The sequence below is a fragment of the Aureispira anguillae genome (assembly GCF_026000115.1).
Lineage (GTDB): Bacteria > Bacteroidota > Bacteroidia > Chitinophagales > Saprospiraceae > Aureispira > Aureispira anguillae.
On sequence record NZ_AP026867.1, the window covers coordinates 4,318,888 to 4,343,053 of the forward strand.

Genomic DNA, 24,166 nt, shown 5'->3' on the forward strand with positions numbered 1-24,166 from the left:
CTTGTTATATTTTAGTTTTAATAAAGTAATGATCTAGAACTTATATTGTATATTTAATTATTATAAATTATCAAACAACACTTATGGAAGACTTTATCCCTCTTTGGGAAATTAGAAAGTACTTAGCTTACTATACATATCATGTAATTATGGAGTCTAAATCAGGAAATACAGATATGAGTAAACGTGGTGAAATTTTATTAATTCCAATTGTGAATAAGATTTTTAAAAAAAAATTTATTCATCTTGAGGAAATACAAAAGAATTATCCTGCAATAGACCTAGGCTCTGAAAATAAAGAAATTGGCATTCAAGTAACTTGTGAAACTGGCTACTCCAAAATAAAAAAAACGTTAAAAACACATCTTAACAATAGAGTATTTGAAGATTACCCTATTCTATATCATATTATAATTGACCCTAAGTCAAAAATTAATAAAACTAATGATGATATTAATTTTTTCATCGAAGAAGAAGCTTCTAGATTAGGTATAGTGCCATCTCCTAATATAAGTTTCAAAAAAGAACATATATGGAATATCACTGATCTTAGTAAAAAGATTGACGAAAGATGTAATAAACAGGAAATAAAAGCAATTCGGGACTACTTAAAAGATCAATATGGTTCAGTAACAAAATTACCTACTTTTGATGATATAATAATACCATATCAAGTAGCATTTGAAGATCAACTAAAGCAATCAAAGGATTTTCCTAATCAATTTAACAGTACATTTTATGGAAGAGAACAAGAAATAGAAAGTATAAAAAAGTTTATTAACTCTAATAAAAAAGTTTTATCTATTGTTGGGGATGGAGGTTATGGAAAAACTAGGCTTTGTATCCAATTCTTCAAAGTAATAGTAGATAAAATGGAAAATCAAGAAGCATTCATTCTTAATGATGGTGCATTTGCATGTTTAGATTTTTCAGAACAAATAAAATCTAAAAATAATATTATTATCCTATTAGACGATGCACACAAAAAACTTCACATTTTAAATGATGTAATAGCTACTGTTAATAGGCTTGAAAATGTAAAAATCATCCTTACTATTAGAAAAGCTACTTATAGCAAAACAATACATTCCATATCTTCTCACTATCGAGATATAGAAAAAATACCTATAGAAAGGCTCAACTATGATAACACCCTAAATTTATTCAAATCTCAAATTCCAAATATCAGAAAAATAGATCTTTCTAGGTTAGCTGAAAAATCGAAAGGAGTACCAATTGTAATCTTAGGCTTATGTCAATTAGCACTAAAAGGTAAACATTCATTTGAATTATCTGAAGAAGATAATTTTATTGAATTCGTCAAGGAGTCAAAAAGACAAGTCATAGAAGACGTTTATGACTCTACTTACATTGATAAAATAAAAATAAATAAAACAATTCAATTATTAAGTTTGGTTTCTCCTATCAAAATTGAAGAACTAAAACTGATAGCTAAGATAAATGAAATTTCACTTGAAGATTGCGAAATTATTATTGATGAATTATCAAAATTTGACTTTATATCTAAAGATACACATATAACAATTAAGCCAGATCCTTATAGTGATATAATACTTTTAGATGCAATATCTAGGATTAAATACATCCTAAAAAGAAATGATATAGATTCCTTTAGAGAAAGAATTATTACAAATCTAATAGAAGTAGAACACTCTGAAAAGCTAGATATTAACGTAGACAGTATAGCACTTGAATTTGTCAACTCAATTAATAGTATTAATTTAAACTCTATTGATGAATTAAAATTACTCAAGAACAATTTAGATACATTATCGTTTTTTGCTTATAAAAAGACACAAATTACCACTAAGGCTTTACGTTGTATATTTGATATAAGTCATAAACAAACAACCTTTTGGAGCAAAAGTCAATCAATTTGGCAAGAATATATTTTGACAGATATTCATAACAAAATTGATTTACTTTTTTCTATTATATTTTTGAATATAGTAGACAATAGTAGCCTTAATTCTACCTTTCAGTTATTATGTGACTATTCTTTTTGTAGGAAAAACGTTGATTTAATTGAAAAAGTATTCAGATATAGAGAATATGATTTTAAAAATTGGGGATACTCTCCTTTAGTTGTTTGTCAAAGACAGCAATTTCTTGTAAAAAAATTAACCTTAATTTTAAAAAGAGAAGACACACAAAACACACATAAAGAACTCATACTAAAAGGCATAGAAACATTATTAAAATTAGATTTTTCATTAGAAGAGAGTTTTGATAAATACACAATGAAGTTTAGTTTTGGTAGAGGAAAAGTTCCTTTTACCCCAGTTACAAAAAAACTACGAGTTGATACAATTACCCTGCTAATTTCATTACACAAAACTTATAGAGAAAAAGATAGAAAATTTGGATTATTAGTCTATAAAAAAATACTTCACACTCTACGCTATTATAGAGTCCCTCATCAGGAAAATTCAGAATTTGACAGAAGTAACGAGGTAAAATTAGTAAATGCATTTTTACTTGAAACCTTAGAAAAGGCCCCTTCTCCAGAAGAAAAAAATCTATTAATTCAGCATTTAAACATGTTTACTAATAAGGATCTAAAGCCAGAGTATAGTAGTATTCATTCTCTACTCCTAACAAAAGCAAAGATTACTACTTCAATTAAAGGTGAATTAGAACTGATTCTATTAAATGATTATTCCCATAATAAAAAAAATGCTTTTCAAAAACTTACTGAACTATCAAAAAAATATAAAAACTGGTCGCTTTTTTATAAAGATATAATTTCAATAGTTTTAGACTTTGATATTAACCAATTTAAAATTAATCAAATTATTGATTTTTTAAACTCCTATCACCCTGATGTATCTCGAAAATTCTTTAGTTTCATTTTTAACAATCATCAGAATTTAATGAGCACATTTGCTCATCTTATCCAAGCTAATTATCAGGATAAAAAATACTTTTATAGCTTAATCGAATCTATTTGGAAGATAAATACAGAAGATTCAAAAACATTAGTTATTTTCTTACTAGTTTATGGTAGAAATCAAGATTATTCTTTCTATGAGTTAAGGGATTTTAAATACATAGAATACGTAATTCAAAATCAAAATACCAACTCAATTAAAAATTTAGCACACACACTACATCAATATATTTATATTGATGTCAATAAAACACTTAGCCTAATAAGCATTTTATTAAAAAATCTGCCTGACATAGATAGTGTTAGTTTTTTATTAAAGTCATTATTTAAAGACTCAAATATCATATCCCAATATGCCAATGAACTTAGAGAATTTATATTCAAAGAAACACTCCACATTTCTCTTGATACACAATATTCTAATTACATTTTAGTCTTCCTTGAAAATCAATTTAGTTTCAACTCTTTATTAAAATATTTAATTCAAAAAATTAATCTATTCCAAAAGGAAAATACAGTAATTGGTTTGAACTTTTATAGTAAATATCAAAATAGATTATTAACTGACAAGCAAAAAGAATCTAATTTTTTAACTGTATTAAATTGGTATGGGAATTTAAAAAACCCTTCTAACTTTTTACATAAACAACTAGTTGATTTTTTTAAACCTTCATCCCTATTTTCAGAATCATTAAAAAAAGAAGCAACAACTGTTATTAATTCTAAAAAAAATAATTACAATTTTTTAGTAACTTATTGCCATGGGCTAACTGTTTTTGAACATAAAAATAAAGAAATACTTTTATTTCTAATTGAAGCAGGAAACCTCCTTATACAACACCCGAACTACAAACCTCATGACATTGAAAAAATATTTGGATATTCATTTATACACAATCTAAGTGGTAAATCAAAAACTAATAGAGGAGCTTTTCCTCATGATATTACTAAGTCTAAATTATTAACAGATCTAATCAGTAATATAGAAATGGAATTTGATATTCAATCGATATTTAATCAAGCTTTAGATGCAGTTAATAAAAACATAAATGAAGATATAAATGAAGATAAAATTGATTGGTAAGTACAAAAAAGCCACCTCAAATGAGATGGCTTAAAAAAAAATACAAATCCAATAAAACTATACACTAACTATCGCTTTTATGTTCTCCTACTTTATCAAATACAGATTGTTCCTGGTACGCATTTAAAATTCGCTTACGCTGCTTTTTTTCAACCTTCGATAGTTTCCTTGGTTTGTAATTGGTATTTAGTTGAGGTTGAAAGAAATTTCTTAAATAGATGTATGTCATTGTTGACATATAGATATGAGAGCTGGTCAATATTTCAAAACTAAAATCTTTATTAGACTCCTGTACTAGCTTGCCTTGGCTCTGAAATAAGCGCATTATCGTACAATATAAGTTGATACTTCTACCAATGTACAAAACCTCCTTTTCCCCTTTTTTACGAATTAAAAAAATACCTGCTATGGCTCTAAATCTGCCGAGCTGTTCTTGTTCAATTGGTTCATGAACGGTTATTGTATTTGTCTCTATTATTCTAAGTGGCTCATTCATTTTATTACAATTTTACGGTTTTTATAAAATCTTGGAGGTTCACTAGTTCGCTATTCGTTGACGTTATTTTGTGCAACTCTAATTTTTGCTTTCGATTATAGCGAATCAACATATAATCTTTTTGAAGCATAGAAATAAACAGCGCTTCCATTTTAGACCCTCCCAACTGTGCTAAAATTTGCTTCTTTAATAAATCAGGTGCTTGCTCCAGTCGTGTTGTTAGCATCTCACTAAAAAACGCTCCAGCATCTAAGCAATAAACCTCTTTGGCTTGCGCTGTAATTACCTGACCAATTAGTTTGCCTTCTGCTACTTTAAACAATAAACTCAGTCCATAAGCAGAAATATTTTGCTCTTTTGAAACATAAGCTAACAACTCCCCTGCCTTGCTCATTAAGTCTTGTTCTATGACTGGCGCTTGTGTCTTCAGATGATTTTCTAAAATTGTTCTTACCATACTATTTTTGTGATGTGTGATTTATAAATGATTGGCGGTTCTAACTCAGTTATTCACCATATATAATTTCTCTAATTTCTGCATTACTGTACCCTTTTTCCAGTAGGGCTAATAGTTCAGCACTGGGATATTCATCTGCCAAATCAACATTGGCATACTCCCCATCACTCAAGCGGCGATAAGTACCATTTGCATGGCGACCAAATAACCGTCTGCCTGATTGATATTCTTTTGTTGTGGTATAATCTACCGCTGGGGCTGGCTGTTCTTCCTCGCTTTGCTCTCCTATTGATTCCTGGTCCATTAAGTTTTCTGCTGTATTGGGGGTGATGCTTGGTTTATTTTTTCCTTCTCGTATTAATTTGAAGCGTTGAAAACCTGCCAAACTTAAAGAAGGGAGTAACCACATACCTACTGCTATCAAAAAAGTTTGTGTGGGACTAGGCGGCTTAATTCCGATTTCTTGTATATAGTTTTTAGTCGCATTGATGAGCGCCTTTTTTGCTTTTGTATCTGAAGCATAAAACGCCGCTTCTTTGCCACCAATTGCAGCACACAATTGGGCTTTAGAATTATCTAAATAATCCATGACCGCTACCCCCAATGAAGCCAATGTATCTAAGTTTTTTTGGCTCTCGCCTGTACTCTCTTCGATCTGCTCTTCTACTGTTCTATCTTCTGGCCCTTCTATACTATTTAACAAAGGGTCTTCCTCTTCTTCTTCTTCCTCCTCCTCTGCTCTTTTGTCTTCATTCATCATATAATCCCACAAAGGGTCTTCCTCCTCTTCTATCGTTTTTTCTTCCGTTTTTTCTGAATTGTCTGAAACATTGTTTGAAGTTTTTTTTTCGATTGTTTCTGCATTGTTTGAAGCTTGTGTGGAATCCTGTTTTTCTGCTGTTTTTATTTGTTTTTGGGCTGTATTCGCTGTTTCTACCTCTGTTTGAGGTATTGTTTGAGATTCTGTTTGAGGTTCTGTTTGAAACGTTGTTTCAACTCTTGTTTCTTGTGGTTTTTCTTCCCTTATTTCTGACTGTAATTGTTTCACTAATGAATCCATTTTAAAGCGCATTTATTTGATGGTACAATGATTTTAATTCCGTTAAGCTACTGCTTAGAGAGGCATGTGTAATGATTTGCTGAACCCCTTGATCAGGATCAGCACTCAACGAATCTGTATCAACTATTAATTCTCTGCTTAATAGTTCTTGAGCCTGTTCTTGTAGCCCGTTCATTTGGGCTTTAATCAGTCTTAGTACAATACTTTTATCAATTAATGGTGGTTGGTCGCTCTTTCCTTGAGCGGTATTCTTTGAAGGCATAAAAAAAACATTGATTGGTGTATGATTTAGATTAGATCAATGTCTTTTATCGTGAAGTGGAATTGTGGATAGGTGGGCTATCTGGGTACTTAAAAAAAAGAGTAGCAAACAGGAAGTAGAAAAACCACTTTTTAGGGTGCAATTGGATTAGCTTAGATTTTCATATCCTGTTTGCCCGCTCAACTTAGTTCCCTACAACAAATATATTAGGCACTCTTCAGATATAAAAGAATTTTTGTCCTAGGGCTTGTATTTTATAGCGTAATCGTAAACAAACATTAATTATACGATCATTTCTTATTTACTTTTTGTTCTTTTTTTCTTTTCCTTTCTTCAGTAGTGCTGCTTTTTGGGGCTGAATTCCTTTATATTTTAGCGCCTTATTATAATACTCCAGCTCTTTTTTAGCATTTTCTTGCTGCTCTAAAAGCTTTTTTTGATCTAGTTTCTTTTCGTGAGTTTCTTGCTGTTCCCAAATTTCATTTTCAGTTGCATGATCTGTTGAAGCTTGCGGCTCATCATGCATACTTAGTCCTAATGCATCATAATCAAATACAAAGGCAGATGTATTTTTTTTGCCCATTCGAGTACTTTTTAGATAATCTACAAAACTAGGATGTGTTTTTATATAATGGGACAAAGATGATTTGGTCAATCCATCCTTGCTAAATTGCCGTTTGTGATGCTCTCTATATAAAGGAAAGGATTTGGAAAAAGACAAATACAATAGACGCTTAGGCTCATCAAATTGTTTATTTTTCCAACTAAAACGCTCTTCTATTTTATAATCATATTCCTCCACCAACAAGCCAGCACTTGCCAAATATTCGATAATATCCCAGAAGGTGGCCGTTTCTGTTTCGCTGTGAATTTGGTCGTTTTGGTATAGAATATTTGTGATGCAATTTTTATAAACTTCTTCCATACTGAAGGGAAAAGATACCTTTTCCTTGAGCAAATCAAATACCGTTAAAATAGAAGCATAATTTTCTATCAATCGAGTGTCTGCCTTGACCGCTTTTTTTAATTTAGAAAAGGTAAGATTGTATTGTTGCCCATAGTTATCTTGGATATGTGGTCTTAATACGCTTAATTTTGCCGTTATATTTATCAATTCCCCATTCTTGCGCATTGCCTTCAATTCATCCGCTAAATTAGATTCCTTCTGTGTATACTCTGTTTGTGAAAATGCCAAATTAATAACACGAGTAAACAAAGCATTATCTGAAGTGGGCAACTCTTGCCCCACAAACATACAAGCAGAATAAACCTCACTAACCAAACTCTTTGTTCCTGTCTTTTGTCCTTTCTCTCGCCCTATTCCATCATAAATGGATTTTAGCCCCTGGATGAATCTCGAATCTATCGAGTTAAAATATTCCTCACAAAACACCAGGGCATTTCTAGCCAATACCAAACGATTGTAAAAACCAACCTGTGTACCACTATTTAAATTAAAACCATCCTTGGCAATGCCGAACATATAAGACAGATTTTTTCCCATAAAAGACTTGCCTGTTCCTGGTTGACCAAATAAATTGAGTAAAGGAAAATTTACATAATCATGGATCACATCTCTAAACAAAGCAGCCACATAAAAACAAAGGGCTATTTGTCCTTTGCTTCCATGCACTTTGCAAAAAAGTGTTGACCAATCTTTGAATGTGATTTTTGAATCTTGATAAGCAAAGTTTTTTTCATCTTTAAACAGTTGACTGGAATCTTTGTAAATTTCGCTAAAGGCTGGCAAAAAATAACGCTTATCTTGATAGCTTAAAATACCATAGTTATTGGCAGGAATAAAGCCTTTATCTATCGTATAAATACCATTTCCAAAGGTGTAAAAATTATCTCTATGATAACCTAGCACGTCTATTTCATAACAAGTCTTCATTTCATCATAAATCTTGCCTTTGATGCGGTTGTACTGCGCTATATTGCCTGTAAAAAAATAATTACCTTCTGCCTCTACCGCTAATCTAAACTTATCTAAACTCACCAAAACAGCTGCCTCTACATCTAAAACAACCTTTTGATTGTATTTATTTAACAACTCAAATAGGCGCTTAGGATTGTCTTTTGATTTTAAATGAAATAAAGGCTTAACCACAAAGTTAGATACACAAGTATAACCACCTTTTGCATTAGAGCACCAGTATTGATTCCCATCTTCATACATGCCATATTTAAACAAGTCCGCCCGTTGTTTTGAACTTAGACTTTTTTGTTCGCTCTCAAAGTTCAAAGCCCCCATTTTATCCCGTAACTGGATGCTTAACACACTTTGTTTTATATCCAATAGTTTCGATACATCACGAATGTAACAATCTCTTACTAGTTCATTTTTTATCTTAGCAATCAATTCAATCGCTAATTCACTAATCCGCTGAATGGCAAAATTATCACGGTCTGAGTTTTGAAGCTCATGCTCCAAATACCAATTGATTGCATCTGTTTTATTTGTCTTGCAATAAATGGTGAAGCCCTCCGCTCCTATCTCTCTAATGTAACTATCAGGATCTTGTTTTTCAGGTAAAGAGATTATATCTACATGAAGCCCTAACTCAATCAATATCGGTAAATTTCTTATAGCTGCCTCTATTCCTGCTTTGTCCCCATCGTACAATAAAACAACACGCTCAGCATAGCGATTGATTAATTTAGCCTGTTGCTTGCTCAATGATGTTCCTCCAGTGGCTACTGCTCCTAAGAACCCACCATCATACAAACTTAGCACGTCCCAATAGCCCTCCACCAAATACATGTTTTTTGTTTTCTTGATCGCTGAAAGTTGTTGAGCCAAGCCATACAAAAGCTGCTCTTTGTGGTAAACTTCGCTTTCGGGGCTGTTTAAATACTTGATTTGGTCATCATTCATCGCTCGACCTGCAAAGCCTACTATTGCTTTGCTTGGGTTGTGTATCGGGAACAACACTCTATTTCTATAGGCATCAAAAAACCCTTTTTTTCCTTGCTTAATAATGCCTAGTTCCTTTAATATACTGTTGTCTAATTTCAAACTTTTTGTAAAATGCCAGGCTTCAGGCGTTTGACAAATTCCAAATGTTTTGACGGTTGATCCCTGTAAACTTCTTTTATCAAATTGAATCTCCCCTTTTAGCTCCTCAGCTCCATGATGGTGGTTATAATAAGCAGATGCCAACAAACGATTGTACAATAAATATTGCTCTTTTTTCTGTTGGCGTTTCTTCAGCTGCTCCAGCTGCTCCTCGCTTACATTCTCGGCATATTCAACCGCTAAATGATGTACTTTTGCTGCGTATTCTACTGCCTCTAAAAAATCAACTTGTTTGTATTCCATTACAAAACTAATCGGTGTATACGTTTTGCCACAGCTCCCAAAACAAGTTGCTATATTTTTTGATTTTGAGATTGAAAAAGAAGGCGTTTTTTCTTGGTGGAATGGGCAGCAAAGTTTTGCTTTGCTGCCTTCTTTCCAATCTGTAAGAGATGAAACAATGGTTTCAATCTCAAACTTTGATTTTAGTTCTTCAATATTTGTAATATACATCTTGTGTTTTTATAGGGTTGGTTTATGCTTTTTTACTCGTGCGTCCTGTGTATTTTTTTCCGTTCCGTTCTTCCCAAGCTGTAATTTTACATTGCTCGGTACAATACGTATGATTCCATGAATTATGGATAAACCCCTTTTTACATACAGGACATTTTCTTGTATATTTCACTTCCTTTTCTACTGTCGTACGGCTGCCGTTTTTTTCGGTTGTTGGCTGCTCCTGGTAATCTATAAATCCAATCTTTTTTTGGTTGAGTACGGGTGCCACTCCTCCCCCTCTAACGGCTGCCGTTACGGCTGGCGTTACTACTGCCGTTGTTGCCGTTGGTTCCTCATTTTCAACGGCTGCCGTTTCTTCCAAACCTAAGCGCTCTTTTCGGCAATTATCATAGTACCACCAACTAAAACACAAGCACAATAAGAGCAAGGTTTCAAAGCCTAAAACCGTATATTCTAACTGCTGCCGTAACGTCTGACGTTCTTTCATAACGGCTGCAATTAGCCCAGCTGTGGCGGTGTCTGCCTCCGCAGTCAATCCCTCATTGGCTGCTGCTAAATTGCGCAACTCTTCTCGTTGCTGAGCAATCAAATCATTGATGCTTTTGTTGTGTTCATCAATCGAGCGTTGGTCTTCGTGCCTAAGCTTTCCATAATAAAGCCGTGTGGCTCTCAACGTATCTCGTTCCTGTTCTATCGCTGCAATCTGCTGTTGATAATCTGCTTTAATACTCGCATCACTTTTTAAAATTGGCTCAACCTCTGTTGGCTCTGGTAGCATTAAGTCCGCTACAAAAGAAGCCCCACCATAAGAGATTCCAATACTAATGCCGACAAAAACGACCGATACCGCAAAAGAAAAGTGCTCAAATTCTCGATATTGAAAAGCAGATTTTAGCACATCATCTAAGGCAATACGTTTAATAATTTCAATAACTAGGACAACTACTAATAACAAAGGGATTCTTAACAGCATCGGAACATTGCCAAAGTAATGGTACAACATCAACCCAGCTGTTATTAAACTGGCAATTTGAACCGCAAACGCTAAAGCCATCAACGACAAATTGACCAACCAAAAGCGTTTAGAAAAGGTCGTATGCTTGAACTTTTTATCTAACGTAGCCTCCATACTTTCGGAGGCTATCAAAGAACTTATTCCTTTACGAGCTAAGGAATAAGGATTTTTTATAAAATTTTTCATAATTTTGTATTCTGTTTACTTGCCTGTCTAGGCATTTATTTTTTAGCTCCTAAGTTCCAGCTTAGGAGCTTTTTTTATTTTAATTCTTTATATTCTTCAACTGTTATTTTTGAAGCGCCTAAGCCATAGTTATCAATCAATTCCGCTGCATCCATTTCCAAGGCTTTGGCAAACTTTAACGTCAATTCATAAGTAGCATTATTGGGCGCATTGCGAATGTGTGTGAGCATCTTTTTTGTGATTCCTATTCGTTCGTGCAAATTGCGGTATACACTAACTGCTAATTCATCCAAAAACTGGCAAAAAAGTTGCTGCTTCGTTAATTGCTTTTTTTTCATATTTGTTTGGTTATGGGCAAAGCTTCGCCAAGCCACCCTATAGAAAAAGTAGCTTGTTGAAGACTTGCAATTAAATAATTATGGAATTTTTGTTGAACGTAAGGAATCGAACCTTATACTAACTATATCAACCCCTTGTTATAGTATTGTAGCTACAGCCTTGCAGCCGTTCAGCCGTTGTAATTCTTCCCACAGAATCACTTCACGATAAATAAGACATTGTATATTTTAGCCTAAAGCAAAAAGTTAGTACCTTGCTTAGCTAAAACCAAGAACTTTTTCTATCAACATTCTCAACTTATTCCATAAAGCTCCAATGTTGATACCACAAATTAAAGCATTTCAGGACTAAAAAACAACTAAAACAGTTTTAAAGTTTTGAATATCTTTTAAAGTCCTAAAGTAAAACTTAGCTAAATGTCTATATCTGAACGTTTTAAATTAATATTGTTTTTAGAAGAAAAAAATGTAAAGCAACTAGCTTCAGAAATTAATGTTACTCAATCTGCCTTAAATAAAGTAGTTAGAGGAGAAGCAATGCCTAGTTCAAAAATATTAATTCCTCTAGCTCAAAGAGGTATCAATGTTAATTGGCTATTGATAGGAAAGGGCGACACTAAACAAGAATCTAAGGAAAACAGGAATCTAAGTCTAAATAAAGATACATTAAGAAAAAGGCTAACACCTGAAGAACTTGAGCTAATAGTTAAAAAGCTTCCTAAGAATCAAGAGGTAATTTTTCACACAGAAACAAGTGCTATCGAAAAACTCGAAGCCCAAAATAAGGCTCTAGAAAAAGAACTTGAAACCAGTTATAAAATGAACAAAATACTGGCTGAAGCTAAAAAAGTTTTAGAAAACCAGATAAAAGACAAAGATAGGATCATATCCTTGCTCGAAAAAAAATAAAAACTATTACAATTAAATAATTTTGTGACTTTTTACTTTTTGAAACTTTTACCTTTTTATTTCTTTTCTAATCCTTATATTTTTTATTTGCGCCTTTTTTTTCCAACAAGCACCATTTTTACACATAAAACCCTACAAACCAATTAATTAATTTTTCCAACAAGAAAAAAATGGTTGGAAAAGAGGCTATTTTGTTGGAAAAAGGGGCTTTTTTGTTGGAAAACCGCTCACTTTGTAGGAATCTGCAAAAAATTTCTCAAGTATAATCTGTTGGAAAAATATTTGAGTTTCCAACAAAATACATGTTTTTCCAACAAGCTCCAACAGCTTTCAATAGGTATTTTATATTTATTATTATCTATTATACACTATATATAAACAACTTAATTAAATTTTACCTGTATTAGTAAGTTTGCTTTTTGTCATTTGTTGGAAGTTGGAAACTGAAAGTAGTATTTTTGGTAAATGTTTTTTTTGAAGACACTTTCTTATTTTTTTGTTTATTTATTCATCATTTGTGACAAGGTTTATATTCTATTTTAAATTCTTAACAAATAACAATTACAAGTTCCTCCCTTGTTTTGGTTTTATAGAGATAGAACCATGGCAGTATAATTGTGTAACTTATAAATCTATTATTATGATGTCATAGTCATGCTGAAACGCTGAGACAAAAAGTGAGACAAATTATGTCTCAATCGTATATATATTATACTCTTAATCAAAAAATTGAGTTGCTGTTCGACTATTCCCTCCAGCTCCACTGCATTTTTTAAAGCGCAAATTACTGATTATCAGTAATTTGCGCTTTTGTTTTTTCAGATGGCGTGCTTTTTGTTTGGCGTTTTTTTTATCTTAAAAATGCCATTTTTCATTTCGTGATTTTTGGATAAAAAAAAGTAAAAAATATTTTTTTTCAAAAACCAAACTGAATACGTGTGTTTCTGTGACGATTCAACACAACTCACTAATATACAAAGCTTTGACACGACACATTTGATTTAAAAAAAAACTGTGATTTGTGTGTTTTTATTCGCTTCCTGTGATGATTCAAGCAAATCAACCAAATTCTATGACCAAAACTAAATTCCAAGCAATATGAAATTATTAGAAGCCTTATATTTTGCCTATGAGATCAAAAGCAGAGAATGTCGAGAGAAAACAGTACTTGACTATGGAAGCTATCTTAATCGTTTTGCTAAGTACTGGGTCGGATTGGGTAAGGATAATAGCCTACTCAAAGACTTCAGCAAACAAGATGCGATTACTTACCTAGATTATGTCTTCACGGTCAAGAAAATATCGGCAGTAACAAGAAACAACCACTTTAGGAAGCTAAGAGCCTTGTTCTATGTCTTGGTAGAGCGTGACTTTATCACAAAAAATCCATTTACAGGGGTCAAAAAATTGCGAACAGAAAAGAAAAAACGCCGTACCTTTTCTCCTGTTGAGCGCTCTATTATCTGCAACTATCTAAAAGAAGCTAATGAGGGGCTGTTATTAGCTGTTTCTTTGTGTTATTACTGCGCCTTGAGGAATGCAGAGCTAAGACGACTAAAGATTGAAGATATTAGCTTAGAAAAAGGAATTATTACCTTGGATGGGGCTAGGACTAAAAATAAGAATCTAGCCAATATTACCATTCCTAATCACTTGATTGAGTTTTTGCGCAAAATACGCATCAATCGCTATCCAGCAAACTATTTTGTCTTTGGGCCTAAATTAACACCTAGCATCAAACAGACGGGCAAAAATTGCATCACTAGTACGCATAGAAAGGTAATGGACACTTTAACTCAATGCAATATTTTGACAGACTCCGAAAATAAGACGTTCTATAGTTGGAAGGACACGGCTGCTCGTGATATGATTGAAGAGGGCATCTCTGCTCCTGCTCTAATGAAACATTTTAGACATTCTAGCTTGGAAACTACTCAACGTTATTTGGAGAGCTTCGGAGTAAAAAATGAGCGTATCAAAGAGATTCGGACTAATTTGTTTTAATAATCTTAGTATTTAGATTTAGTGATTTACGCCACTAGATTTGTTTTTTTCGTTTTTATGATCTATAATTGTAAACATATCCGCCACGATAACAATACATACATGCTATCCAATAATAGAAATATATTAGATAGAATATAAAAATAACGAAGGAGACTCCCTTCCTACCTTGCTTGCATGTGTGGGTTATCTTGGCGGATAATTGGGAGTTTCCTTTTGATCTTTTATGTAAAATTATCCGCCAATATGAAAAACGACAAAAACACGAGCGATCCTGCTCTTGAGATAAGCAGCACTCCTGAAGCTTTTTTTTCTAAAGATTTTCTTTCCCAAGCTACAGAAATACACAATGATAAATTAGAGTTCTTAGCCTTGTTTGCTGATATGCAACGTATCTTTTTATGTGATATAGCTAAACATCATAACTATCCCGATATTTACTTGAATCAGTTGGAAAACAATATAAGCAAGTTGCAGCAGATGATTGTTTTGGCTTAAGAGAATGCCCCAATGATGTTTTATTGTTGGGGCTTTTTTTTACTAAAAAAGAACGAAAATTTTCTATTTCCTTTAAAACAAATGTATATTTGCATTACAGGAATAGCAAAACTATCCTAAAAGAAAGTTTTACTATCAAAATAACCACTATTACTACTCTCAACCTAGTTACGTAGTAATTAAATTATCAAATCATGTTTATATCAGAAAGTAATAGAATTTTGACATTAAATAAATGGGCTTTAAAATTGTTAGATTCAGAGTTGAGTGAGGTAATGAAAAGAAGACTGAACGCTAGCTCACCTACGATCCCTATCTCTTGTGTGGAAGAAGCTTTAATTCGTGCTTATTCAGGAATGGTAGCGTATACTTTAAATGATTTTTTGCGTGGCAAAGTCCCCGAATATATTGAGTACAAAGCAAGCTGTCTTTATAATCACAGTAACTTCCTTAGAACAATTCAAAAATTACCTCTATATAGTTCTGAAAAACCTCTATACAGAGGAACTAAAATACGCAAGGAAACCTTAACGAGAATGCAAAAAAATGGTTTTTATACTGACTTCGCATTTATTTCAACGTCTACAGATAAAATTACTCCTAGCGGTCAAGGTGGAGCAATGTGGCATCTAAGAGCTGACTTAAATAATTATCCTGAAGAAGATTATGACTTAGTTCTATTGACTATATTAAAGCATACTTCAGGTCGGGATATAAGCTTATACAGTGCAGATTCAGATACTGATGGAACAGAAATTCTTTTTATGCCAAATACAAAATTTAGTATTAAGAATACTAAAATAAATAAACAACACGCTAGAGATATTCTTGAAATAGACGTTGAGGAAGTATCAAATATAGTGTAGTCGTAATTAATTAAGGAGGATTTCAGAAATGTTCATTTTTAAAACATTTCAATTACATTGTTTTTTAAATTTTTCTGATAGCCTCCTCTTTCTAGAAATTTTAAATAAATAAAAAATATTCCAAATGGATTATATATGTACTTTTCTAAATAGTATACATGGACTAGAACTTAATTTTAATATTGATGATTTTTTATTCGAGGATTTAAATTTAAAAATTAAAAACGAATCTAAAATAATAGATCAATTTTATAAGTCTCCAATACTTAAAATTACTGGTTCAGCGCAATATCAAAAATCTATCCAACTTAAATCTTATTTGTGGTCTGAGTTCCCTGCACCTAAAAAAGATTTTAATGAAAAAATCATACTTGCTCATTTACTAAAACTCAGCACAATTTTTAGTAATGCAGCATGGATCGTAAAAGATAATTCAGTAAGGTTTGAACTTGGTCATTTTCAATATACTGATGGAAAATTCGTTACAATTCATTCTAATATTAGGCACTCATTGTATACCAATTGCCTTGGAGATAAGGAGGTTACTAATTTTTCAGAACCAGAAATAACTGAGGCAATTAAGTATTTTAATTTTTTCTTCAATTTAAAGTCAAGCATTGACGACTCTGAGCCTGAAATGACTCATGCACAAGCTAATAGAATTAAAAGAGCTTATTATTTCATTGATTCAGCAAGAACAAGCTTTGACATAGGTACCAAGGTATCATTATATTGCTCTGCTTTTGAGTGTTTATTTTCAATATCAAACAGTGAATTAACTCATAGGTTATCAGAGACTGTTGCTAATTTTCTAGAAAATTCTTTTACAGAAAAAAAAGATATTTATAATAAAATGAAGAAAATATACAGCCTTAGATCATCCATTACGCATGGTTCAGGTATAAAAAGAGCATTACTTACAAATAATAGCTTAAAGTTAAAAAAAATAGGACGTGATTGTGATAATATTTTAAGAAGATGTTTAGAGAAAATTATTGCTGACGATACTTTAACAAGTATGTATTCAGATAATAATAACGATATAATAACTACCTACTTAACAGACTTAAACTTTAAATAAACAAAAGTATCTTTTAACAAGATTATCATAGTTACAACAGATGATTTTTATGGTTTAAAGTAAGGCCTCAATAACAATAATTTATTGAGGCTTTTTTTTTAAAAACTTGTTTTTCTATAAAAACACATTAAATTTATATATAAATTAACTAAAAAATTAAATTATAAAACATATGATTCAATCAAAACTACAACTACTAGTTGAAGAATTGCGAGATACACTTAAACGCAAAGAAGAAGAAGTAGTAAACATTAACAACTCTTACATAAGTAGCTCAATTTCAAACATAAAACAAGAAATTGACACATTTGAAGCATTTACAAAAAAACAATCAAATGATCCGTTCTTAATGGATCAAATTTTAAAAAACTTTCAAAAAGAGGCTAACGTAATCATAGAAAGAATTAATGAGCTAAAAAACACGTAAAGATAATTTAATAAAACATCTTCTTATGAAAAAACTATTCTTCATACTATCAATAGTATATTACAATTTTTCATTTTGCCAATGTAACCAGTATATAATCAAGAATTATGACAAATTTGAAAAAAAAACTACTTACGAAACTATTAAATCACTTGATTTAGTGGGGAATGGGTATGGTTTTAGTGCAAAATTGACTCAAAATATTAATGGCTATAATGAAGTCCGTATAAAAGTAACAAATCTATCTACTAGAAAAGCCGCTGTAATTGGTAATAAATCGAAAATCATACTCTTATTCGACAATAATGAAACTTTAGAAAGATATAATATTTGGGATGGTAGCTTCAATGGGGATAGCAATGAATTAGGGCTTATTGTCTTCATGTTTGGACATCAAAGTTTTCAATACAAAAAAGACTTAGCGGATCTAATAGATGACCACAAAAAACTTTTTAAGGAAAATGAACTTACTTCCATTAGGTTTACTAATATTGGTAGTATTAATGCCTATAATAATATTGATATAGACTTAACGACAGAACAAAAAAAATACTTCATGAAAGTTTTTGAATGTTTCAATTAAGGGAAAAATACAAAATATCTATTATTGTTTCCTTATAAAAACAACAGCTGAGCCAGTAACACACTAGACAATTCTCCTAACTTAAAAATCAGTAACAGTATAAATAGTAGTTTCACCAACTACAATTTATCATTAACACTATTCGCATACCCAGCCACCCTACCAGCCCGATCCAAGCCATTAACGGTCTTACGAGCCTGATAAAAATCAACGATGGAGCCATTGATATACTGGCTCAATCGTTGACGAGTAAACAAGCCGTTTAGCATTCCATATACTAGAATTTTAGCAGCATTATTCGGATCAAGCGCCAACGATGGATTTTTGACCAAATCAACGCCTAAAAAGTCCGACATTTTACGATAATTCTTTTGGTGGGTGAGTTGGACAAAACCCCGTCCCCAGTACCCCGTACCCCAATATCTATTTTGGCGGTTGTATACCTCTGTTTGGCTAGGAGCTGCCCTCCTTTCTTCTATCGGGCGAAAGTTGCTTTCATACCGAGCTGTTGCCAAGATATACGCTAATTTATTCAAGTCTTTATCTCCATACTTATCAAACGCTCGCACAATTAATCGAATTGAATCTTTCTGCACTTCGTCTAGTGGACCAAACGCCAAAGAGCAAGATTTAATAATCCCATTTACCCGATAAGAGCGCATAAATACATCTATTAAGACGATGCAACCAAAAAGCAGCACTGTTCCCAGCAACAACCTTTTATGCTCGCTTAATCCATCGTAGAATTTCAATTTCATGCTAACTTAAATTTATAGAGGTGTTTGGCTAATTGATGGCCTGGGCATGAAGTCTGCCCAAAGTCTCTATGCCCGTATACTTCTAAGCTTTGGGGCAATTGCTTTCTTAAGTATTTGATTAATTGTGCTAGGCTTTTTAATTGCTGCGAGCTGGGCTGCTCTTTCGTAAAGTCACCACTTAAACAGATTCCTATACTTCGCCTATTCTCTCCTGCCACATTATTACTCACATTTCTTAGCGGATTTCCTTGAATAATGTCACCGTTTTTCTCAATGACAAAATGGTACCCAATGCCTGCCCATCCTTTCGATTGTACGTGATAACGGGCGTAATCGGCTGCATACTGTCCTATACTAGCAGAGTGATGCACTACAATTTTATTGATAATAGCAAGCGTCCTAGTAGGGTATTTTTTGCTACTAGAACGCATTAAGGTGCTATACTGGTCTATTATCCTTATGTTTCTGCTTTTTAAGGCTATCAACAGCACAATAAACAGCAGGATCAATGCTCCGATACAAGCCTTTTTATGTTGCTTGATCTGCTTTATGTAACGATCCATGCTTATAAATTTCGCTCAATGACTTCCAAGGCATCAGAGGGCGCTGGCTTTTGTTCGGGTTCATCTTCTCCCAAAGCATAGCCAATTCGATAGCCTGCTCCTGCAATAAATATCATTGAGAATACCCAATATTTCCAACCTCGATTGGCTTTTAAACCATAGGCAAAAATGAATAAGGTAACGATACCGCCACCTAGTAGGCTGCTTTCTGTTTTTTTCATGTTGTTTCAGAGATTTGTTGCTTGTTTCTGAGATAGAGCCAACGAAAGAAAAGAATTGCTAATCCAATTAATAAAAGAGGTTTTGCAATCTTAAAGAATTCCTCCTGGAACGTTGGCACCGCTTTTTGCTCCTTGGCTGAGTTATACCACAAAAAACCTGTTGTACTTGCTCCGACTAGAAAGGGAATCAATAAAGGCATTATTTCAGGGCTTTAATCAGTTCTTGAATCGAGATTGAGGTTCTGCCTGTCCACTTCTTCAGCATGGCTTCTGTTTTTGCCCCAAACTTGCCATCTTCTACCAAAAAGGGCAGCAGTTGGGGCTTATTGTTGCCGTGTTTGACATTCAATAAACGTTGCAGCTCTTTTACCTTCTCTCCTTCGCTTCCTTTGCTCAGAAGGGTATCATTGCTTGCTGTTGAGGAAAGCTGCGCCGTTGTGCTATTCGATCCCTTAGAAGGGCTTACAGGCGGTTGTTTCGCTTGCTCAAAGAACTGGATCAATTTATCTCGATTAAAATAGGTCAGGACTAAGGCAATCAATAGAAACCCCATTATTAGGGGTTTCTTATGGGTTTCTAGCGTCTTTTTCATAAGCTATGAATTTGCTTTGGGTTTTGTTTTGGTACTTTGGGCTACTACTAATTCTTTGCTGGCTACCACTTCTTTTTTAACGGGTGCCACCTTTTTTACAGGCGTTTCGACTTCTACTGGTTCTACTGCTACGGCTGGTTCTTGGGGCTGCTCTGTGCTGCTCGCTACTCCTTTTTTAGTGGCTGATTTTTTCTTCAGGTAATAAGCCGTGCCACCTCCTACTAGAATTAAAATGATAATGAGCGCTAGAAATTTATACTTGTGTTTCTTGAACATGGTTTAAGTTGATTAGTTGGTTGTTTATTAAATGTTATTAAGGTTGTTGTTAAGGCTTAGTCGCCATCCCAAGGCTCCGTATGGATCACTGTTCCTACTTCTGCTCCTGTGGCTAGGTTGATGCTGATTTGCTTTAAGAGCGTTCCTTTCGCATCTTTGATCGACAAATCCACATAATCACTAGGGCGCATCAATGGGACATCAATCAATTCCATTCCTGAGCTTTTAGGATTGGCACCACTCATTTTAGTGCTTTTTCCTCTTAGCTTTTGTGCAGCAGCATTCAAACGCTCTTTTGATACTTTTACATTGATGATCTTTTCGGCTCGCTGCTTAATCGTAAATGAGCCAAAGGCTTTGGGGATCACCACAGGTTTTAAAGCGCCTTCTTCAAAGCTGCCTTTGTGCCGAATGCCGCCATAATGCATATTGTAATCAAACGTTCTTTTTATCGTGTTCACATTACTGATCTCAATTCCCGTTTCTACAGGAATTTTTGTCACTACTTTGGCTACTCTAGGAATTGATGGCGCTGGCTTCTCTACGGGCGCTGGTTCTTGCTCTGTTTCTACTTCCTCAACTTCTATCGAGGGTCTGAGCTTCGCTGCCTTTGCTGCTTTTTGGGCCTCTTTTCTTTTTTTGAGGAAGTACGCCAAACCGCACCCACTCCCCAAAAGAACGACCACCAATACAATTAGATAGATTTTTTTCACGGTTTTAGGTTTATTAGTCAACAATACCCCCTAGGGCTTTTCTTTTTGCATAGATCAAATCAAAGTAGCTTTCGCCCCGATATTCTCCTATTGTTTTGCAAGTCGTGTAACAGGCTTGCATGTGCGTTGCGATGTCTTCTTGATACTTCTTTTTATACGCTTTGATCGTTGCCATAAATCGGACAGCATCTAGGTTGTATAGTTCTTTGATTGGTTGGCAGCGTTCCGAAAAATCAAAGTAATAGCGAGTCGTCAAGCCTTTATTTAGGCGTTTTAGCAGCTCATTCGGGTCATAGCTTACCGTTTGCCCCTGCTCATCTTTTATGTTCACTAGTACATCAATTTCTTCGCTGTCGTTTTCTGCTCTGCCTTGCATCTTACCAAAGACAAATACTACGATCAGGATCACTACCAAGGCGCTGCCCCATGCTAAATAGCTTGTATTCATTTCTTTTATTTTCATTGTAGATTCTAGTAGGTTTAAATTCGTTTGAGTAATCCTTCTTGCTCTAAGGCGGTGATGGCTTCTTCTCTCGTTACTTTATCAAAAAAATCCATTTCATCTCGCCACCGTTTTACTAAGGTATACATGCCCCATGCTGCAAAAACGCCTTGACCATTTCGCTTTTCATCAACCATTCTTCGATCGGGTACATTATGACCGTTAATCAGTTTAAAAAAGTCTAAGCCTGCTCGATCTGCTTTATACCACCATATCTTATCTGCACTATGCAAGTGAGAACTGCTGTTTCCATACATTAGGTTTAAACCCACTGAACTAAACCACCACGCATTTCCTCCGTGTCGTAATGAGGTTAGATTATAACCTTGTCCATCTTTTGATAAAAAGTTTTCGATGTCATTTCTCAACGGTGCTGCTTCGGTTTCATACTTCCCATAAACAGGATAAGTCAGATAGTTTCCTCCTGTTGTCCCAGCTACTAAACCAAACATTTTATCTATCGCTTTATTAGCGCTGGGGCTAAAGGCATTGTTGTCAACTAAAGTACGCCCGACCTTGTGTTTGGCTCTCAGTTTATCGGAATCCGCTTTGTTCAATTGTATCTTTTGCATTCGATCCAAGATCAAGCGTTTGCCTTCTTTGCTCGTCATCAATACGGCGGTATAATCGGGTCTATTTTCGGGGGTCTGCTCTCCTGCCAGGGCGCTGTGTTGTAAATCTTCTTCAGAATAAAGACTGCTTACATCTTGGCGACCTGTTACGGGTGGTGGCAGCGCTGTTCCTTCTTGGTTTTGAATGGGGGCGCTTGGCTCTTCTTTCTTCCGAGTTACCATCCAGACGGCCATACCTCCTCCAAATAGAATCACCAATACGCCTAGTATCAACAAGGGCATTTTTAGTTTATTTGATTGCTTCGCTTGCTTTTCCATTTTTTGAACTAATTAAGACTACGATTAATAAAACCACGCCTCCTATAATTCCTCCGATTGCCAATGGACTTAATTGCTTTTTGGGCGGTGGTGGTGGCGGTGGGGTGGTCGTTGTGCTGTTTGAGCCATCCTTGCCCATAAACAAAGAAATTACCCCTCCTATGCTATTTAAACCATTAGCACTCGCATTGATGATCGCAGCAGGATCACCGCTTGATTTTTGGGTCGAGGGGCTGGCTTCTTCTGTATTCTTGGGCTGCTCTCGGATTCTCCCTGTTCCATATTGACTAAAATCAGGGCGACTGTAATCCAGCTTTATTTTATCCCTTAAGCTCATTTTTTGCGGTTTTAATCAGTTTGTAACAAAATGCCAATAAAACCAAAACCACACTAAAACGGATCGCTAGAATGGATATGGAATCGACTTTACAATAGGTACAGCTCGTGTCTTGAATATGTTCGGGTGATCCTTCCTTGCTGGGCACTTTGGTCGTGTCTAAGGTGATCTTTACCTCTTTTAATGGGGGCTGCTCTTTTACTACTTCTACAACTGGCGTAGCTACTTTTGAAGGGGTTTCCTTTGTTGGTAGTACGGTTGTTGTGCTTGGTGTGGCAATCGTTGTTGCCGTGCTTGCTTTGAGTTCCGCTCGCTTTTCTGAAATCGTGCCTAGGCTCATGGTTTTAGTTGGATTTTGTTGTGAAATAATACAGTATAAATAAGAGGAATAAAGAGCTGATGATCGTGCCACTAATTGCTAATACTTTATTGCGCTGGCGGCGTTCTTCTCGTTCCCGTGCTGATTGAATTGCTTCAGCTCTTGCCTGCGCTCCAAAGATCGCTGCCATATCTTTGCCACTTACGCCATGATTCCCGATCCCTCCGCCTAATATGTCTATGCTGATGTCGCCTGTCGCTATATCGCCGACTACACCTGTTTTTGCTAGTGCCATGGTCTTTTATTGTTGAATACTTCATTGATTTTTTAGTTTTAACAACAACTAAAAAGCATCTTGCATTAAATTGATATTCAGCTATTCAACAATTGGACAAACAAAAAAAAGTTCATAAAGCTGCTAATCAATTTAATACGATTTCTACTGAAGTAATGAGATTTTAAAAGAAAAGCCAATTGCCACCGTTTGACAATTGGCTTACTTATTTAGGGGTTAGTTTTCTGCTGTTTGAGGCTTATTTTACATAAACCGTTTCTAAGGTCATGTTTACTCCTACTCCTTGATATACTGGAATCTCTAGGTAAACAAAACCATCCAAAAACGTATTCATCTTCTCAATCGTGCGAATGGTTGTTTGTTCATCACTTGCCAACGCTTTAGGGTACAAGTGGTTTTTGTCTCCTGCACTTGTGCCATCGTGAGAGAAACGGCGCTCTACCATTTTTGCCGTGAAATGCTTGTCATCATCTGCATCAATGTGCATTCCATCAATTTTTAAATACGATCCATTGCGGGCTAATTTGGCAATCACTTCCAAAGTGTCTTTTCCATAGGTGCCATCAATCACCAATGAATTAGAAATTGCTGTGCTAGAAGGGAAAATTTGCAAGCTGTCGCCATCCAAACCTACTTTCACCATAATCTTTGCTGGGTGGGTTTCTGCTTCTGTATAGCCATCCTCGCCTACTTTGCCAACCTGCGCAATATTGGGCTTTACCCCTAAGATCAACTCCAAGCGTCCTTCTTCTTCATGCCCTTTTTCGCTTGAATTGGAGATCAATGAATATTTTTTGTCTACAATACCCCCCAGCTCTTCTACATCTGTAATCAATTCATATTCTGCTGGAACATCGTCAGGCAATGGCATGTAAGATAATTTCCCTCTAATCATTACGTGAGGAGTTGGAACGCACAAATCTGCGCTAATTGGTGTGTAAATACGGATTACTTCGTTTTTTGTACTCATCTTAAGATTTAGTTTTTT

General features: G+C 34.4%; 28 protein-coding genes. 8 read left to right on the forward strand and 20 right to left on the reverse strand.

The window, feature by feature from the left end:
- Window positions 1-83 precede the first annotated feature (83 nt).
- A complete protein-coding gene (locus AsAng_RS16990; RefSeq protein ID WP_264788301.1) occupies window positions 84-3,995 on the forward strand; it encodes an SMEK domain-containing protein in 3,912 nt (1,303 codons plus the stop codon).
- A 64-nt stretch (window positions 3,996-4,059) separates the two neighbouring features.
- Here AsAng_RS16990 and AsAng_RS16995 read toward each other — a convergent pair whose 3' ends face one another.
- The 7 genes from AsAng_RS16995 to AsAng_RS17025 form a co-directional block, all read right to left on the reverse strand.
- Window positions 4,060-4,491, reverse strand: a complete 432-nt coding sequence (locus tag AsAng_RS16995) for a hypothetical protein (protein ID WP_264788066.1) — start codon at window positions 4,489-4,491, stop codon at window positions 4,060-4,062.
- Between the two features lie 4 nt (window positions 4,492-4,495).
- Window positions 4,496-4,948, reverse strand: a complete 453-nt coding sequence (locus AsAng_RS17000) for a hypothetical protein (RefSeq protein ID WP_264788302.1) — start codon at window positions 4,946-4,948, stop codon at window positions 4,496-4,498.
- A 49-nt stretch (window positions 4,949-4,997) separates the two neighbouring features.
- Window positions 4,998-6,008 carry a hypothetical protein gene (locus AsAng_RS17005; protein WP_264788303.1) on the reverse strand — a complete coding sequence of 337 codons (1,011 nt, stop codon included), beginning with the start codon at window positions 6,006-6,008 and terminating at the stop codon, window positions 4,998-5,000.
- A gap of 1 nt (window position 6,009) precedes the next feature.
- On the reverse strand, window positions 6,010-6,270 hold the full coding sequence (locus AsAng_RS17010) for a hypothetical protein (protein ID WP_264788069.1): 261 nt from the start codon (window positions 6,268-6,270) through the stop codon (window positions 6,010-6,012).
- 301 nt (window positions 6,271-6,571) lie between these two features.
- Window positions 6,572-9,802 (reverse strand): DNA primase, encoded by a 3,231-nt coding sequence (gene dnaG / locus AsAng_RS17015; protein ID WP_264788304.1) that lies wholly within the window; start codon window positions 9,800-9,802, stop codon window positions 6,572-6,574.
- 22 nt (window positions 9,803-9,824) lie between these two features.
- Window positions 9,825-11,006: a hypothetical protein gene (locus AsAng_RS17020; protein ID WP_264788305.1), complete on the reverse strand. Its 1,182-nt coding sequence runs from the start codon at window positions 11,004-11,006 to the stop codon at window positions 9,825-9,827.
- A 74-nt stretch (window positions 11,007-11,080) separates the two neighbouring features.
- Complete coding sequence (locus AsAng_RS17025) at window positions 11,081-11,344, reverse strand: hypothetical protein (RefSeq protein WP_264788306.1); 264 nt, start codon at window positions 11,342-11,344, stop codon at window positions 11,081-11,083.
- 417 nt (window positions 11,345-11,761) lie between these two features.
- Between AsAng_RS17025 and AsAng_RS17030 the strand changes: the two genes are divergently transcribed.
- The 7 genes from AsAng_RS17030 to AsAng_RS17060 all read left to right on the forward strand — a co-directional run bounded on the left by AsAng_RS17030 (window position 11,762) and on the right by AsAng_RS17060 (window position 17,712).
- Entirely contained in the window at window positions 11,762-12,253 is a 492-nt protein-coding gene (locus AsAng_RS17030; RefSeq protein WP_264788307.1) for a helix-turn-helix domain-containing protein, read from the forward strand.
- Window positions 12,254-13,351: 1,098 nt separating this feature from the next.
- On the forward strand, window positions 13,352-14,257 hold the full coding sequence (locus AsAng_RS17035; RefSeq protein ID WP_264788308.1) for a tyrosine-type recombinase/integrase: 906 nt from the start codon (window positions 13,352-13,354) through the stop codon (window positions 14,255-14,257).
- A gap of 246 nt (window positions 14,258-14,503) precedes the next feature.
- Window positions 14,504-14,755 carry a hypothetical protein gene (locus tag AsAng_RS17040; protein WP_264788309.1) on the forward strand — a complete coding sequence of 84 codons (252 nt, stop codon included), beginning with the start codon at window positions 14,504-14,506 and terminating at the stop codon, window positions 14,753-14,755.
- A gap of 194 nt (window positions 14,756-14,949) precedes the next feature.
- A complete protein-coding gene (locus tag AsAng_RS17045) occupies window positions 14,950-15,621 on the forward strand; it encodes a hypothetical protein (protein WP_264788310.1) in 672 nt (223 codons plus the stop codon).
- A 124-nt stretch (window positions 15,622-15,745) separates the two neighbouring features.
- Window positions 15,746-16,702, forward strand: a complete 957-nt coding sequence (locus AsAng_RS17050) for a HEPN domain-containing protein (protein ID WP_264788311.1) — start codon at window positions 15,746-15,748, stop codon at window positions 16,700-16,702.
- Between the two features lie 172 nt (window positions 16,703-16,874).
- Window positions 16,875-17,129, forward strand: a complete 255-nt coding sequence (locus AsAng_RS17055; protein WP_264788312.1) for a hypothetical protein — start codon at window positions 16,875-16,877, stop codon at window positions 17,127-17,129.
- A 25-nt stretch (window positions 17,130-17,154) separates the two neighbouring features.
- Window positions 17,155-17,712: a hypothetical protein gene (locus AsAng_RS17060; RefSeq protein ID WP_264788313.1), complete on the forward strand. Its 558-nt coding sequence runs from the start codon at window positions 17,155-17,157 to the stop codon at window positions 17,710-17,712.
- A gap of 119 nt (window positions 17,713-17,831) precedes the next feature.
- Here AsAng_RS17060 and AsAng_RS17065 read toward each other — a convergent pair whose 3' ends face one another.
- From AsAng_RS17065 to AsAng_RS17125, 13 genes are all read right to left on the reverse strand, one after another.
- The gene (locus tag AsAng_RS17065) at window positions 17,832-18,470 is read right to left on the reverse strand and encodes a glycoside hydrolase family 19 protein (protein WP_264788314.1); all 639 of its coding nucleotides are present in this window, start codon (window positions 18,468-18,470) and stop codon (window positions 17,832-17,834) included.
- Window positions 18,467-19,033, reverse strand: a complete 567-nt coding sequence (locus AsAng_RS17070) for a peptidoglycan recognition protein family protein (protein WP_264788315.1) — start codon at window positions 19,031-19,033, stop codon at window positions 18,467-18,469. The genes AsAng_RS17065 and AsAng_RS17070 overlap by 4 nt, the downstream gene beginning before the upstream one ends.
- A gap of 2 nt (window positions 19,034-19,035) precedes the next feature.
- Window positions 19,036-19,254, reverse strand: a complete 219-nt coding sequence (locus AsAng_RS17075; RefSeq protein ID WP_264788316.1) for a hypothetical protein — start codon at window positions 19,252-19,254, stop codon at window positions 19,036-19,038.
- Window positions 19,251-19,454: a hypothetical protein gene (locus AsAng_RS17080; RefSeq protein WP_264788317.1), complete on the reverse strand. Its 204-nt coding sequence runs from the start codon at window positions 19,452-19,454 to the stop codon at window positions 19,251-19,253. Before AsAng_RS17080 ends, AsAng_RS17075 begins: the two co-directional genes overlap by 4 nt.
- Window positions 19,454-19,846, reverse strand: a complete 393-nt coding sequence (locus AsAng_RS17085; RefSeq protein WP_264788318.1) for a peptidoglycan-binding domain-containing protein — start codon at window positions 19,844-19,846, stop codon at window positions 19,454-19,456. The genes AsAng_RS17080 and AsAng_RS17085 overlap by 1 nt, the downstream gene beginning before the upstream one ends.
- 3 nt (window positions 19,847-19,849) lie before the next feature.
- A complete protein-coding gene (locus AsAng_RS17090) occupies window positions 19,850-20,122 on the reverse strand; it encodes a hypothetical protein (protein WP_264788319.1) in 273 nt (90 codons plus the stop codon).
- Between the two features lie 56 nt (window positions 20,123-20,178).
- Complete coding sequence (locus AsAng_RS17095) at window positions 20,179-20,835, reverse strand: hypothetical protein (RefSeq protein ID WP_264788320.1); 657 nt, start codon at window positions 20,833-20,835, stop codon at window positions 20,179-20,181.
- 13 nt (window positions 20,836-20,848) lie between these two features.
- The gene (locus AsAng_RS17100) at window positions 20,849-21,298 is read right to left on the reverse strand and encodes a hypothetical protein (RefSeq protein ID WP_264788321.1); all 450 of its coding nucleotides are present in this window, start codon (window positions 21,296-21,298) and stop codon (window positions 20,849-20,851) included.
- 17 nt (window positions 21,299-21,315) lie between these two features.
- Window positions 21,316-22,227 (reverse strand): hypothetical protein, encoded by a 912-nt coding sequence (locus AsAng_RS17105; RefSeq protein ID WP_264788322.1) that lies wholly within the window; start codon window positions 22,225-22,227, stop codon window positions 21,316-21,318.
- On the reverse strand, window positions 22,199-22,564 hold the full coding sequence (locus AsAng_RS17110) for a hypothetical protein (protein ID WP_264788323.1): 366 nt from the start codon (window positions 22,562-22,564) through the stop codon (window positions 22,199-22,201). Before AsAng_RS17110 ends, AsAng_RS17105 begins: the two co-directional genes overlap by 29 nt.
- A complete protein-coding gene (locus tag AsAng_RS17115) occupies window positions 22,548-22,904 on the reverse strand; it encodes a hypothetical protein (RefSeq protein ID WP_264788324.1) in 357 nt (118 codons plus the stop codon). Before AsAng_RS17115 ends, AsAng_RS17110 begins: the two co-directional genes overlap by 17 nt.
- A gap of 4 nt (window positions 22,905-22,908) precedes the next feature.
- The gene (locus tag AsAng_RS17120) at window positions 22,909-23,178 is read right to left on the reverse strand and encodes a hypothetical protein (RefSeq protein WP_264788325.1); all 270 of its coding nucleotides are present in this window, start codon (window positions 23,176-23,178) and stop codon (window positions 22,909-22,911) included.
- Window positions 23,179-23,416: 238 nt separating this feature from the next.
- On the reverse strand, window positions 23,417-24,148 hold the full coding sequence (locus AsAng_RS17125) for a hypothetical protein (protein ID WP_264788326.1): 732 nt from the start codon (window positions 24,146-24,148) through the stop codon (window positions 23,417-23,419).
- Window positions 24,149-24,166 lie beyond the last annotated feature (18 nt).

Coding starts and splice junctions, on each gene's coding strand:
- AsAng_RS16990 (WP_264788301.1), top strand. CDS start 84: ATGGAAGACTTTATCCCTCTTTGGGAAATTAGAAAGTACTTAGCTTAC.
- AsAng_RS16995 (WP_264788066.1), bottom strand. CDS start 4,491: ATGAATGAGCCACTTAGAATAATAGAGACAAATACAATAACCGTTCAT.
- AsAng_RS17000 (WP_264788302.1), bottom strand. CDS start 4,948: ATGGTAAGAACAATTTTAGAAAATCATCTGAAGACACAAGCGCCAGTC.
- AsAng_RS17005 (WP_264788303.1), bottom strand. CDS start 6,008: ATGGATTCATTAGTGAAACAATTACAGTCAGAAATAAGGGAAGAAAAA.
- AsAng_RS17010 (WP_264788069.1), bottom strand. CDS start 6,270: ATGCCTTCAAAGAATACCGCTCAAGGAAAGAGCGACCAACCACCATTA.
- dnaG (WP_264788304.1), bottom strand. CDS start 9,802: ATGTATATTACAAATATTGAAGAACTAAAATCAAAGTTTGAGATTGAA.
- AsAng_RS17020 (WP_264788305.1), bottom strand. CDS start 11,006: ATGAAAAATTTTATAAAAAATCCTTATTCCTTAGCTCGTAAAGGAATA.
- AsAng_RS17025 (WP_264788306.1), bottom strand. CDS start 11,344: ATGAAAAAAAAGCAATTAACGAAGCAGCAACTTTTTTGCCAGTTTTTG.
- AsAng_RS17030 (WP_264788307.1), top strand. CDS start 11,762: ATGTCTATATCTGAACGTTTTAAATTAATATTGTTTTTAGAAGAAAAA.
- AsAng_RS17035 (WP_264788308.1), top strand. CDS start 13,352: ATGAAATTATTAGAAGCCTTATATTTTGCCTATGAGATCAAAAGCAGA.
- AsAng_RS17040 (WP_264788309.1), top strand. CDS start 14,504: ATGAAAAACGACAAAAACACGAGCGATCCTGCTCTTGAGATAAGCAGC.
- AsAng_RS17045 (WP_264788310.1), top strand. CDS start 14,950: ATGTTTATATCAGAAAGTAATAGAATTTTGACATTAAATAAATGGGCT.
- AsAng_RS17050 (WP_264788311.1), top strand. CDS start 15,746: ATGGATTATATATGTACTTTTCTAAATAGTATACATGGACTAGAACTT.
- AsAng_RS17055 (WP_264788312.1), top strand. CDS start 16,875: ATGATTCAATCAAAACTACAACTACTAGTTGAAGAATTGCGAGATACA.
- AsAng_RS17060 (WP_264788313.1), top strand. CDS start 17,155: ATGAAAAAACTATTCTTCATACTATCAATAGTATATTACAATTTTTCA.
- AsAng_RS17065 (WP_264788314.1), bottom strand. CDS start 18,470: ATGAAATTGAAATTCTACGATGGATTAAGCGAGCATAAAAGGTTGTTG.
- AsAng_RS17070 (WP_264788315.1), bottom strand. CDS start 19,033: ATGGATCGTTACATAAAGCAGATCAAGCAACATAAAAAGGCTTGTATC.
- AsAng_RS17075 (WP_264788316.1), bottom strand. CDS start 19,254: ATGAAAAAAACAGAAAGCAGCCTACTAGGTGGCGGTATCGTTACCTTA.
- AsAng_RS17080 (WP_264788317.1), bottom strand. CDS start 19,454: ATGCCTTTATTGATTCCCTTTCTAGTCGGAGCAAGTACAACAGGTTTT.
- AsAng_RS17085 (WP_264788318.1), bottom strand. CDS start 19,846: ATGAAAAAGACGCTAGAAACCCATAAGAAACCCCTAATAATGGGGTTT.
- AsAng_RS17090 (WP_264788319.1), bottom strand. CDS start 20,122: ATGTTCAAGAAACACAAGTATAAATTTCTAGCGCTCATTATCATTTTA.
- AsAng_RS17100 (WP_264788321.1), bottom strand. CDS start 21,298: ATGAAAATAAAAGAAATGAATACAAGCTATTTAGCATGGGGCAGCGCC.
- AsAng_RS17105 (WP_264788322.1), bottom strand. CDS start 22,227: ATGGAAAAGCAAGCGAAGCAATCAAATAAACTAAAAATGCCCTTGTTG.
- AsAng_RS17110 (WP_264788323.1), bottom strand. CDS start 22,564: ATGAGCTTAAGGGATAAAATAAAGCTGGATTACAGTCGCCCTGATTTT.
- AsAng_RS17115 (WP_264788324.1), bottom strand. CDS start 22,904: ATGAGCCTAGGCACGATTTCAGAAAAGCGAGCGGAACTCAAAGCAAGC.
- AsAng_RS17120 (WP_264788325.1), bottom strand. CDS start 23,178: ATGGCACTAGCAAAAACAGGTGTAGTCGGCGATATAGCGACAGGCGAC.
- AsAng_RS17125 (WP_264788326.1), bottom strand. CDS start 24,148: ATGAGTACAAAAAACGAAGTAATCCGTATTTACACACCAATTAGCGCA.